Here is a 13,279-nt window from a genome sequence, read left to right on the forward strand (position 1 = left end):
GGTAGGTGTACTTAAAACACTAATCAAGTTAAGGTAAAAAGTAAACCAAGTTTAGTTAAAACATTAAGCCAATTTATGTTTGAGGTGGTATATACCACTTGTATAAGTAGGTAAGTCTACTTAAAACCCAAACCAAGTTAGGGTAAAAGGTAAACTGAGTTAATGTTTTAAGTGGGGTGGAGTACTCAAAATCTAAGTGAAACTGACAAAATGGGTGGCTACCCCCCCTTCCGAAGTGGGGGTGGGTACTTCTGAAGTGGAGTAAATTGTTAATTTTATGCCAAAATGGCAGTTTTAGTGTGTTTTGTTTTAGTAAGGAAGAATGACGAAGCTATCTCTCTTTACCAACAGCGTAGCAATTTAACCTTTTTGTTATTAATAAAGAGATATTTTGTTCGTATCTCACCCAATATAAATGGAGATAAAAATATATTTTTCATTTTTAGTATAGTAAAATAATATAGATTAAAAATATTTATTACCTTGTTGAGGAATTAATTAATATTTATGAAACAGCTATTGAGTTTTTTATTGGTATTTATAATTGTTGGTACTGCCAACGCTCAAACCAATGAGATTATAAAAATAAATTGGGATAAAACTATTGGTGGTAATAGAAATGAAGGTGGTCTTACGAGTAAGACATTTATATTGTTGTTTGATAGCAGAGTTTATATGGGAGGAACTTCAAATTCTTTAGCAAATTCTATTAAATCAGAAAGTAGTACTAATGATGATTATTGGGCATATAAATTAGAACCTAATAGTGGTAATATAATATGGGAAAATACTATAAAAGGAAATAATTCAGATAAACTTACAAGTATTAATAGTTATGCTTTTGGTACAGCATTAGGTGGAATATCAAATTCTACGATAGGAAATGATAAAACAGAAAACTCAAGAGGTGGTAATGATTATTGGATTGTAGGTGTAGATGCAGATGGTGTTTTTAATTGGGATAAAACTTTTGGTACAAATCAAGATGATTCATTAGTAACAATAATACAATCAGCTTCTAATACTTCAATGTTACGAGCCAACCTAATAGCTGCTGGAAATACTACAGCTGGTATCTCTGGTGATAAAACTATTGCTAATAAAGGAGGAGCAGATGTTTGGTTAGTAGAGTTTGAAACTCAAAGAAGAATTTTTCCTTCTGGTTGGAACTTAACAAAAATAAGAGATATTTCTATAGGCAGTATAGGAAATGATTATCTAAAATCTATGCTAAAAACTGATGATAAAGGATATTTATTAGGAATACAAAGTAATTCTATTTTTGGTGATAGATTTACAGATTTTTATGGTGGTTATGATTATTGGTTAGTAAAACTAGATTCTAATCTTAATATAGAATGGCAAAAAAGCTATGGTGGCTCAAGTGATGATTATATCAATCAGATTTTAGATTTAGACAATGGCAACTTTTTATTAGTAGGAACTTCTTTTTCTGGCTTTTCTGGTAATAAAACAAATGGTCATTTTGGAAATGGCGATACTTGGGTAATTAAAATTAATAGTACTGGCAATATTTTATGGCAAAGAACACTAGGTTCTACAGCTACAGAAAGCGAAGCAACAAGTATAAGAATTTATAATAATGATGAAAGAAAAAATTATTATATAATAGCATCAACTGCTACAAGTACTGTTTCTGGCAATAAAACAGTAAGTGGTTATGGTGCTAAAGATATTTGGATTGTAAAATTAAATGAAACTGGTGAAATTGTTAGTCAAGGTATGTTAGGTGGAGAACAAGACGAATATAGCCCAACGCTTAGCAAAGGCGATTTAAGTGCGATTGGAGAACAAGATATAATTTTAGCTTGTGTTTCCAACTCAAATGCAAGTGGCTTAAAAACAGAAAATAATTATGGTGGTGGTGCTGTAAATAATGAAACAGATTTTTGGACAGTTAATTTTAATTTTGAAAAAACAAATCCAACAGCTCCTTTAACTGGTAAAGTATATAACGATTTTGCTAATGATTGTAATTATGTTTTTGGATTAGATCAACCAATTAGTGGATTTTTAGTAAGAGATAATACATCAGGTAATTACTGTGTTACTAATCAAAATGGAGAATATCAATTGCCAGTAGATTCTGGTAGTCACGAAATTGAACTATTAATTCCTCATCAATTTGAAAATATTTATACAACATACAATTGTCCAACAAATGGAAAATTAAGTATTAATATAAATAATATTGATAATATTCCTGTTAATAATAATTTTTTTATTGATAATAAAAGATGTGTCATATTAAACATAGATATATCGTCTGATAGAAGAAGAAGATGCTTAAAAAGTCTTACAGTTGTTAATTATTCTAATATAGGTAATGAAAATGCAAACAATGTTAAAGTTTATGTGCAGATGCCAGAATTTGTAAGAATATTAGCAGCTAATAAACCATATACTCAAATTAATGAAAATACATACGAATTCTTAATCGACAATATTGCTTATGGACAATCAGGAATAATTAGAATAGTAGATGAAACACTATGCGAAAGTGGTATTGCTGGTCTTACACAATGTACCAAAGCTTGGATTACACCTAAAAATGAATGCTTTAATAATTTAGATACTGCAGTTACTAGTTGGGATAAAAGCTCGATAGCAGTAAGTGGAAGTTGTACTTCCTACAGAGTACAGTTTGTTATTAAAAACAACGGAGAAGATATGCAAGATTCTTCCGAATATAGAATCTATCAAAATAGCCAATTAGGTCGTACTGCTAATTTTAAATTACTAGCAGGTGATAGTATTATTATTAATCTTCAAAACAATGGAGCAACTTATAGAATAGAAGCAGATCAATCGTATGGTCATCCAGGAAATTCTCATCCAACATATACTGTAGAAGCTTGTGCATTACCAGCTAATCGTGGTTACTACAACGATCTACCACAAGACGATGAAGATTATGAAGTAGCTGAAGAGTGTTTGCCAATTATAGACAGCTACGATCCAAATGACAAACAAGTGCAACCAAAAGGAAGTGGAGAAAATGGTCAGTTGTACAGAAATTCAACTTTACATTATACCATTCGTTTTCAAAACACAGGAACAGATACAGCATACAAAGTAGTAGTGATTGATACACTCGATGCCAATTTAGATATTACTACGCTCATGTTTGGAGCATCATCACATACTTACGATTTTGAGTTTGTAGGAAACACCAATTATATCGTTTTAAAATTTACATTTAATGATATCAACTTGCCAGATTCTACGACCAATGAGTTGGCAAGTAATGGTTTTTTAAGTTTTAGTATCAAACCACACGATACCATTTCAAATGGAATTACCATTCAAAACAATGCAGATATTTATTTTGATTTTAATGATCCAATTAAAACCAATACCACTTCAAATTTAATGGACGATAGATTTCCTACAACGAATAATTTATTGATTATAACAGCAATTAATAATGATAAAAATTCAGAGTTAGTACAAGTATATCCAAATCCATTTAGTAATGAAGTTACATTCTCGTTTAAACAAAATTCGCAAGCATATCAAATACAAATTATATCAATTGATGGAAAAGCTATAAAAGAAGAAATAATTAATTCAAATATAGTTTCCTTTGGTATAAATAATATTGCCAATGGAATGTACTATTACAAAATACTAGACAAAAAAGGAAATATCATTAATAACGGGAAATTAGTAAAACAGTAAAATTGGCAATGTATTAAACCCAAATTACGCATTAGGAAAAATAGGTTTTCATTTTGTTTATTTAGGTTGCGTAGCTACGCAACTATTTATTGCTTAAAAGCTAGAACTAATAAAGTTAAAATACTTCAGTTTGAGTAACCATGTGTGCAACTCATAGTATAAAAAATACTTTGTAATATATTATTTGTTTAAAGTTAATAACATATAATAGTCATTTATTCAAATGCATTTTCTGCTGTTAAATCCATACCAGTTATCAGTAAATGTACTTCGTGCGTACCTTCGTAAGTAATTACACTTTCTAAGTTCATAGCATGACGCATAAACGGAAAATTTCCAGTTATGCCCATAGCACCACAAATTTGTCTGCAAGTTCTAGCAATATCTAACGCCATGGCTACATTATTGCGTTTTGCCATTGAAATTTGTTGTGGACTCACCTTCTTTTCGTTAAAAAGTTGTCCTACTCTAAATGACAGCAATTGTGCTTGGGTAATGCTAGTTAATGATTCGGCTAATTTCTTTTGTGTCAACTGAAAAGCGGCTAATGGTTTATTAAACTGTTTTCTGTCTTTGCTATAACACAAAGCATGATGCAGACAATCAGAAGCAGCTCCAATAGCTCCCCAAGAAATTCCATATCTAGCAGAAGACAGGCAAGACAATGGTGCTTTCAGTCCTTTTGCCAATGGTAAAATATTTTCTTCTGGAATAATCACCTCATCAAAAATCATTTCGCCAGTAATAGAAGTTCTTAAACTCCATTTATTATGAATTTCTGGTGTAGTAAAACCTTTCATTGCTCGTTCTACAATACAACCAACAACTTTATTCTCTTCATTTTTTGCCCAAACAATCGCTAAATCGCAAATCGGACTATTAGTAATCCACATTTTAGCTCCATTTAAAATATATTGATTGCCTTTTTTAATGAGTGTACATTCCATACTTGCAGGATCACTACCATGATTAGGTTCTGTTAATCCAAAACTACCAATTAACTCACCTTTTGCCAATTTGGGTAAATATTTCATCTTTTGTGCTTCACTTCCATATAAATAGATAGGATACATTACCAAAGAACTTTGTACGCTAGCACAAGAACGAATGCCAGAATCACCTCGTTCTAACTCTTGCATGGCTAAACCATAGCTTATATAATCTAAACCACTTCCACCATATTGTTGTGGAATAGTAATGCCTAAAACACCAACTTCACCTAATTGTTGCATGAGTGATTTTGGAAAAACAGCACTCTGTGCAATAGCTTCAATAGTTGGTAATATATTTTGATTTACAAAAGTTCTGACAGTATCTCTAATTAACAGTTGTTCTGTAGTTAATAAATCGTCTAATAACAAGTAATCAAATCCTTTGTAACTATTTTGATAAGCATTTTGCATAATAATGATATATTTGTTTTACAAGTTATGGAAAATAATTTTACAATAGGATTGAATGGCATGCAATTTTACGCCTATCATGGATATTATGAAGAAGAACGGAAAATTGGTGGCTGGTACGAGGTAGATGTTACAGTTGTTGTACAACAACAGAATACAATTAATGATAAGCTAGAAAACACGATTAATTACGAGCAGATTTATACTATTGTAGAACAAGCGATGCAAGAATCTGCTTTATTAATAGAAACAGTGGCATCAAAAATTAAAGATGCTATTAAAGCATTAGGCGTACAACAAATTAAAGTTACTGTTAAGAAAAAGAATCCACCATTATCAGGAAATGTTGGGCATGCATTTTGTACAATAGAAGATAAATAAAAAATTTTGTAGAATAGAAAATTTAATTAATTTTGCAGTCCAATTATAAACTGGTCGGTTGGCCGAGAGGCTAGGCAAGGCTCTGCAAAAGCTTCCACGGCGGTTCGAATCCGCCACCGACCTCAAAAATAAAACGCAAGTAGTTATAATGAACTAGCTTGCGTTTTTTATTTTTAGAGATATTGCCCACCAGTTAGCCCACGAATTGAAAAAATCGATACATCAAAATATACTTTGTTTTGCTTGAATAGATTTATATTGTTAGCTTTATAGTAGTTGCTCAAAAATATATTATGCAAAAAATAATTTTACTGTTTTGTTTGTTTTTTTTATTAATAGAATCAAATGCACAACAAAATGAAAGTACAGTCAACAATACTACAACCAAAGATTTAAAAATATTGTCTTGGAACATATTTATGTTGCCACCATTTGTGCATAGAACAGGTAAAAGAACTAGAGTAAAGGCAATAGCCAACTATGTAAAAAAATCAGATTATGATGTGTTGGTGTTTCAAGAAATGTTTTTGCATGCAGCAAAACGCAAGCTGCGTAGAAGAATTAAAAAAGAATATCCATATCAAGTTGGACCAGCTTATAAAAGATTTATTTCTTTGCGAACAAGCAGTGGTATTTATATAGCATCAAAATATCCAATGCAAAAAATAGGTAAAACCAAGTTTAAACAAAAAGAAGGTGCCGATAATAAATTAGCCAGAAAAGGAGCTTTAATGGTTGAAGTAAATAAAAATGATAAGTTATATCATATTATTGGTACACATTTAAATGCTGGAGGAAGCGATGAAACTAAAATGAGTCAAGTTGACCAAATTGCAACACTAATAAAAAAAGAAGAAAAAGACAGTGTACCTATTTTTATTTGTGGCGATTTTAATATAGATAAAAAAGATGCTAAATTATATCCATATACACTCAATAAATTACAAGCAGAAGATGGTGAAATTATAGGTGATTGGAACAATACGATAGATAGTAAAAATAATGATATGTGTGGAGGCAATCAAGCTAAAGTAATAGATTTTATTTTTTATAAATCGAATGGCTTACAATACAAGAGCATAGAAAGAAGTATTCCTAGAATAGAATTGCAATGGTGTAAAGAACACAAAAGTTTATCCGACCATCAACCAGTAGAACTACATATTATATTTTAAGCATGTTGTTTTGTTGTATAATGCTATAATTGCCTTCTAAGTATCTAGCATGAGAATATTGTAGTTCTATACAAATACTAATCTCGTTTCGCACTCCAAACACCAGAAGTTACTCCATTTTTTATTGTGCCACTTAAACTATCATTGCTAATAAAAGATGCAACAATAATAGTGCTATTTTCTAGTGTTATGTTTAACTTTTCTTCTTGATATTGCCACGAACCAACTATAGTATCAACTAAACCAATATCACTACAACTAAAATCTGACGATAATCGCAAGTTGCTACTTGCATAAAAATTAAATCCATTGTATTGATAGTAAGTTGTCCAACTGCTATTTTTTAAGCTATCAAAGTGACTTTTTTCTTTTTTACAGGAGAAAAATAGAGGTGTAAATAGTAATGTAAGGAATAAATATTTCATACAATTATAAATTATTTAGAATTTCATCATTGTCTGCTCCCATTTCTGGTGGATAAGAAAATGTTTGCTTATCAAAAGCAGCAAATTTTATTGGTTGATTTATCATTTTTAATTTGCCTTTCTCAGGATGTTCTACTTCAATAAAATTATTTCTATCTATATGATATTGCTCTTTTTCTAATTCATTCAATTCTAAAATTGGTGTTAAGCACGCATCAAATTGTTTGGCAAGTGCTATCCATTCTGTACTATCTTTCGATAAAAATAAGGTTTCTACTTCAGCTTTTATTTCATTACTCAACAATTGATTAGACCATTCTGGTTTATTAACCATCATACAAAAATTCATCCAAAACTTTGGTTCTAAACTTCCTAGTGCCATCCACTTTTTATCTTTACATTGATAGATATTGTAATTAACTACACTACCAGCCAATGGATGTTCTTGTCTTTCATAATATTTGTTGGTATTCAAACCTTCGGTCATATAAAAAGACAACAAAGGCAATACGCAATCCGTCATGGCTACATCTACAAACTGACCTTCGCCTGTATTTTTTTTATGTATAACAGCAGCTAAACAAGCCATTACTGTAGGATAACTTCCACCACAAATATCAGCAAATTGCACACCAGGTTTTACAATTTTTTCTTTATCACCCAACATACTTAATACACCACTATAACCTAAATAGTTAATGTCGTGTCCAGCATTTTTATTATAAACACCATCTTGTCCATAACCAGTAACTGCTACATAAATAATACTATGATTGTATTGTTTAGCAGTTTCATAATCAATACCTAATTTTTTTAAAACACCAGGTCTAAATGAGTCAACTACAACATCAGCAGTTTTAACTAAATCAAAGAATTTTTGCTTGTCTTTATCATCACTAAAATCTAAAGTAATAGACTTTTTATTTCGGTTTAATGCTAAGAAACTTACACCAACACCATTATAATGTGGAGGCATAAATCGAGTATAATCAGGTGCTTTTTTATCTTCAATTTTAATCACCTCAGCACCCATGTCAGCCATCATTTGCGTAGCCAAAGGTCCTGGTAATAATCTCGACAAATCTAAAATTCTAATACCGTTCAGTGGTCCTTGAATCATATTAAATTGTGCTTAGTTATTTTTTTGAGCATCAGCAAAGCCAAATACTTTTTTCATTAAGCTAGTAACTCTTGCCAATGGATTTTCTCTGATTTTGTTTTCTTCTTTTTCAACCATTTTAAAAACACCATCTAATGCTTTTTCTGTAACAAAACCAGTTAAATCAGTATTTACACTTTGTACAAATGGAATTTGATTATAGATAGTCAATGCTTCTGACCATAATTTTGTAGCATTAACTTGGTTAAGTGAATTATCAATGATAGGTCTAAATTTTTCAGTTAATAAAGGAGTAGAAGTTTTTTTAAGATAAGCAGTAGCTGTACCATCACCACCTAATAAAATAGTCATGGCATCTTGTATGGTCATTTGTTTAATTGAGTTTACAAATACATCAATAGCAACACCAGATGCTTTTTCGGCAGCTCTGTTTAAAGACTTCGTTACATTATCAACTTTATCTTGCATGCCTAACTTAATCATGGCATTTTTTATTTTTTCTGCTTGATCTGGCCAAGGAATTTTAACTAAACTATTGCCATAGAATCCATCTTGTTTAGACAATAAACCCATGCCAATATTAATACCTTGAGTTAATGCTTCTTTTAAACCACCAGCAGCTTCAGATTCTGTTACACTGCCAGAACCACCACCTAAAATAGCACCAACTGTTTGTTGAATTTGTTGCGTTGAACAGCTAATTGTTAACACTGCAGATGCTAAAAGTATAAATATTTTTTTCATACTAAATTTGTTTTTATTATTTTAGAAAGGTAAAGTAAGCATAAAAATTTGAAAAATGAAAGCAATATTAATATCAATTGGCGATGAATTGTTAAATGGACAAACTATCAATACCAATGTGAGTTATATATCACAAGAAATGAATAAATTAGGTATTAGTGTTTTGAGGCATATAACCATTAGTGATGAAAAATTAGAAATTATTAACAATGCAGACACAGCTATTGCTTTAGCTGATATTGTTATTATAACAGGTGGACTTGGTCCTACTAGCGACGATATTACGAAACAAGTACTCTGCGAATATTTTGGTGGCGAATTGATTTTAAATGAATTGGCATTAAAAAATATTCAAGAAATTTTTATTCATAGAGGAAGAACGATAAACGATATGAGTAAACAAGTAGCTTATGTTCCTAATAATTGTACGGTTTTTCAAAATAGTATGGGAACTGCACCAGGAATGTTGTTTACTAAAAACAAAAGTATTATTGTGTCGATGCCAGGTGTGCCTTACGAAATGAAAGCCATGGTTGAAAAAAGTTTAATTCCATATATTAAAGAAGAGTATCAATTGCCAATTATTATTCATAAACATATTTTAACTGTAGGTGTTGGAGAAACAGCTATTGCAGAAAAAATAGAACCTATAATAGCAACATTTCCTACTAATTTAAGTCTAGCGTATTTGCCAAGTGTAGGAAAAGTAAAACTACGACTAACTGCAAAAGGCAATGATAAACAAGCATTACAAACATTAATTGATAAATATACTAAGCAAATTTCAGAAGTATTAGCTGTTAATATATATGGCTATGATGATGATGTTTTAGAAGCAGTAATAGGAAAAATACTACTACAACACAATTTACAATTAGGTTTAGCAGAAAGTTGTACAGGTGGTTACATTGCACATTTAATTACTTCTATTAGTGGTAGTTCTCAATATTTTAAAGGTGGAATTGTAAGCTATGCCAATACAGTAAAAGAAGAGCTACTTTGGGTACAACAAACTACTTTAGAAACATTTGGAGCAGTAAGCGAAGAAACTGTAACCGAAATGCTAAATGGTGCATTAAAACAACTACAAGTAAATGTAGCAGTTGCTATTAGTGGTGTAGCTGGACCAAATGGAGGAACTACCGAAAAACCTGTTGGTACAGTATATATTGGTGTGTCTAATGGTTTTCAAACAAAAGTAAAACGATTCAACTTAACGAAAGACCGAATGAAAAATATTGAGTTGAGTGCAGTTATTGCTTTAGAAATGTTAAGACGATTTTTGTGGAAAAATTATCCAATTTGATTAATATTGTAATCAGACAATCTTTATTATGGCAGATTACTATTTATTATTACCTAAAATGGGCGAAAGCGTATTTGAAGCAACCATTATTACATGGAACAAACAAGTTGGCGATACTATCAACGAAAATGAAACTATTGTTGAAGTTGCTACAGATAAAGTCGACTCAGAAGTGCCTTGTCCTGTTAGTGGAACGATAAAAGAACTCTTGCATCAAGATGGAGATGTGGTAGAAGTGGGTAAACCTTTGGCAATTATTGAAGTAGAAGGTAATATACCTCAAAATTTTATTCCAGAAGAAAAAGAAACCAAAGTAGAAAATATTTCAAGTGCCGAAACTCAAAATGAAATCGTAGAAGAAAAAATAATTACTACTAAAGAAGCAATTACAGAACCAGTAGTAGAAGAAAAAATCACCATAAAAGAAACTCCAAAAGAAAATATTACTACAGTTGCCAAAGAAAATATTATTGGAACTAATGATGGATTTTTTTCACCTTTAGTAATGAATATTGCTAGCACAGAAAAAGTGAGTATGCAAGAACTAAGTACTATAAAAGGCAGTGGTTTAAATGGTAGAATTACGAAAGAAGATATTTTAGCTTTTGTAGATTGGAAAAAAAATCAACCGAAAGAGAACATAGTAGAAAAAACAGAAGCAAAAGCCGAAATAGCGAAACCAAACGATGTATCAAAAGTTGTGGAAGAAAAAAAATCTACAATAACCAATGGCAATGAAATTATAGAAATGGACAGAATGCGTAAACTAATTGCTAAGCATATGGTCAATTCTAAACATACAGCACCACATGTATCTTCGTTTGTTGAATGCGATATGACCAATATTGTGAATTGGAGAAATAAACATAAAACTAATTTTGAAAAAAAATATAAAACTAAATTATCTTTTATGCCAATGATTGTAGAAGCAATTTGCAAAGCCATAAAAGATTTTCCTATGATTAATATTTCTGTAGAAGGCGATACTATTATCAAGAAAAAAACTATTAACATAGGAATTGCGACAGCACTACCAAGTGGAAATTTAATTGTACCAGTGATTAAAAATACAGATAAACTCAATTTGTTAGGTATTGCAGAAAATATTAATCAACTAATAGATAAAGCAAGGAAAAACCAATTGTCGCCAGATGATATACAAGACGGTACTTATACTATTTCTAATATTGGAACATTTGGCAATATTTTAGGAACACCAATCATCAATCAACCACAAGTAGCTATAATGGCAGTAGGAAGCATTGAAAAGAAACCTGCTGTTTTAGAAATTGACGGACAAGATGTTATTGCAATCAGACATAAAATGTATTTGTCGCATACTTACGACCATAGAGTTGTTGATGGTTCTTTAGGTGGCATGTTTGTAAAACGAGTAGCCGATTATTTAGAAAATTTTGATGTAGAGCAAGATATCTAAAGTTAGATACAAGTGTCAAAATTTATAGTTATTATATTTTCTCATCGTCCTTCAGAGCATAGTTAACGAAGCGAAGAATCTCCTAATTATAAAATGAAACCAACACCAGAACATAATGCTAAAATTGCAAAAATGACTTTTGCATCAGTTTTTCCACACTACATCAATAAAGTAGAACGCAAAGGAAGAACTAAAGCTGAATTATACCAAGTTATAGAATGGCTAACTGGTTTTAATGAAAAAGAGCTACAACGACTCATCGATGAAAAAGTTACATTTGAATCATTCTTTAAGCAAGCTACATTAAATCCAAATGCATCCTTAATCAAAGGAACAATTTGTGGTTATAAAATAGAAGCAATAGATAATGAATTGACCAAACAAGTACGCTACCTAGACAAACTAATAGACGAATTAGCCAAAGGAAAAACTATGGATAAAATTTTGAGACAGTCAAAATAAACCCAAATTATGCATTAGGAAAATAGGTTTTCTTTAAGGTGGAGTAGCTATGCAACGCTTTACTACTTAAAAGCTAATGCTAATAAAGTTGAAAATACTACGCACTTCCTAATTTGTATTAGAACTAGAAGTATGAAATACTTCAATTTAAGTAACCATGTGTACAACTCATGGTGTAAAAAGTACCTAATGCGTATTTGGGATAAATAATAGCTACTTTCAATTATAGATTTAATTTCAAAGAAAAAATAAAGCATACTACTAATTTGCAGTATATTTGCACAAAATAAAATTATGTTATTAGTAGATACATTTCCAAATTTGTTAGATGCAGCAGTCATTGTTTCTTTACTAACACTTACTTTTTTAGAAATAGTTTTAGGAATCGACAATATCATTTTTATATCTATTGTGTCGAATAAATTACCAGAAGAACAACAACCAAAAGCAAGATTAATTGGTTTGTTTTTAGCAATGTTATTTAGAATTGCACTATTATTTACTATAACTTGGATAATTCAATTAACCAATCCATTATTTCATATTCCATTTATAAAAGAACACAATGGAGAACCAATTGGTTTAAGTGTAAAAGACTTAATTTTATTATTTGGTGGATTATTTTTAATTGCAAAAAGTGTTTCAGAAATTAATCATAAATTAGAAATTGAAGAGGAAACACAAACAGGTGTTAAGAAAAAAGCAACTTCATTTGTTTCTGTAATTATACAAATTTTATTAATTGATGCTATCTTTTCTATAGATTCAATTTTAACTGCAGTTGGTCTAGTAGAAAATGTTTGGATAATGATTATGGCAGTTATCATTTCAATTACTATTATGATGATATTTGCTTCGCCAGTTTCAAAATTTATCAATAGAAATCCATCATTACAAATATTGGCATTGTCATTTTTAGTTGTAATTGGCGTTTTATTAATAGCAGAAGCATTTCATCAGCATATTAATAAAGGATATATTTATACAGCAATGGCATTTGGCTTGTCGGTAGAATTATTAAATATGAGATTGAGAAGAAATGCAGCTAAAGTAAAACTCAACGATTCAGAAATGAAAGATGAAAATCAAAATTAAGCTAAAGATTTTAGAACGCTACTAAGTT

General features: G+C 30.5%; 11 protein-coding genes and 1 tRNA gene. 8 read left to right on the plus strand and 4 right to left on the minus strand.

Annotated elements, in window-relative coordinates; all coding sequences use genetic code 11:
* Window positions 1-507: 507 nt before the first annotated feature.
* Window positions 508-3,702 carry a T9SS type A sorting domain-containing protein gene (locus tag H6553_06180; GenBank protein MCB9033406.1) on the plus strand — a complete coding sequence of 1,065 codons (3,195 nt, stop codon included), beginning with the start codon at window positions 508-510 and terminating at the stop codon, window positions 3,700-3,702.
* 215 nt (window positions 3,703-3,917) lie between these two features.
* Here H6553_06180 and H6553_06185 read toward each other — a convergent pair whose 3' ends face one another.
* A complete protein-coding gene (locus tag H6553_06185) occupies window positions 3,918-5,105 on the minus strand; it encodes an acyl-CoA dehydrogenase family protein (GenBank protein ID MCB9033407.1) in 1,188 nt (395 codons plus the stop codon).
* A 27-nt stretch (window positions 5,106-5,132) separates the two neighbouring features.
* Between H6553_06185 and folB the strand changes: the two genes are divergently transcribed.
* The 3 genes from folB to H6553_06200 all read left to right on the plus strand — a co-directional run bounded on the left by folB (window position 5,133) and on the right by H6553_06200 (window position 6,661).
* Entirely contained in the window at window positions 5,133-5,486 is a 354-nt protein-coding gene (gene folB / locus H6553_06190) for a dihydroneopterin aldolase (GenBank protein ID MCB9033408.1), read from the plus strand.
* Window positions 5,487-5,538: 52 nt separating this feature from the next.
* A tRNA-Cys gene (locus tag H6553_06195) sits at window positions 5,539-5,609 on the plus strand.
* Between the two features lie 170 nt (window positions 5,610-5,779).
* Entirely contained in the window at window positions 5,780-6,661 is an 882-nt protein-coding gene (locus H6553_06200) for a sphingomyelin phosphodiesterase (GenBank protein MCB9033409.1), read from the plus strand.
* 77 nt (window positions 6,662-6,738) lie between these two features.
* Here the strand turns inward: H6553_06200 and H6553_06205 are convergent, their stop codons facing one another.
* The 3 genes from H6553_06205 to H6553_06215 are packed head-to-tail and all read right to left on the minus strand — an operon-like array spanning window position 6,739 to window position 8,950.
* Window positions 6,739-7,086 (minus strand): hypothetical protein, encoded by a 348-nt coding sequence (locus H6553_06205; protein MCB9033410.1) that lies wholly within the window; start codon window positions 7,084-7,086, stop codon window positions 6,739-6,741.
* 4 nt (window positions 7,087-7,090) lie between these two features.
* A complete protein-coding gene (locus H6553_06210) occupies window positions 7,091-8,206 on the minus strand; it encodes a CoA transferase (GenBank protein ID MCB9033411.1) in 1,116 nt (371 codons plus the stop codon).
* Window positions 8,207-8,218: 12 nt separating this feature from the next.
* A complete protein-coding gene (locus H6553_06215) occupies window positions 8,219-8,950 on the minus strand; it encodes a DUF4197 domain-containing protein (protein MCB9033412.1) in 732 nt (243 codons plus the stop codon).
* Between the two features lie 55 nt (window positions 8,951-9,005).
* Here H6553_06215 and H6553_06220 point away from each other — a divergent pair, with 55 nt between their 5' ends.
* The 4 genes from H6553_06220 (at window position 9,006) to H6553_06235 (ending at window position 13,251) form a co-directional block, all read left to right on the plus strand.
* A complete protein-coding gene (locus H6553_06220) occupies window positions 9,006-10,256 on the plus strand; it encodes a competence/damage-inducible protein A (GenBank protein ID MCB9033413.1) in 1,251 nt (416 codons plus the stop codon).
* 28 nt (window positions 10,257-10,284) lie between these two features.
* Window positions 10,285-11,694, plus strand: coding sequence for a 2-oxo acid dehydrogenase subunit E2 (locus H6553_06225; GenBank protein MCB9033414.1), 1,410 nt, complete (start codon window positions 10,285-10,287; stop codon window positions 11,692-11,694).
* 93 nt (window positions 11,695-11,787) lie between these two features.
* Window positions 11,788-12,156, plus strand: coding sequence for a DUF2200 domain-containing protein (locus H6553_06230; GenBank protein MCB9033415.1), 369 nt, complete (start codon window positions 11,788-11,790; stop codon window positions 12,154-12,156).
* A 294-nt stretch (window positions 12,157-12,450) separates the two neighbouring features.
* A complete protein-coding gene (locus tag H6553_06235) occupies window positions 12,451-13,251 on the plus strand; it encodes a TerC family protein (protein ID MCB9033416.1) in 801 nt (266 codons plus the stop codon).
* The last annotated feature ends 28 nt before the right edge of the window (window positions 13,252-13,279 follow it).

It is taken from the genome of Chitinophagales bacterium, from assembly GCA_020636535.1.
Classification (GTDB): Bacteria; Bacteroidota; Bacteroidia; order Chitinophagales; family JADIYW01; genus JADJSS01.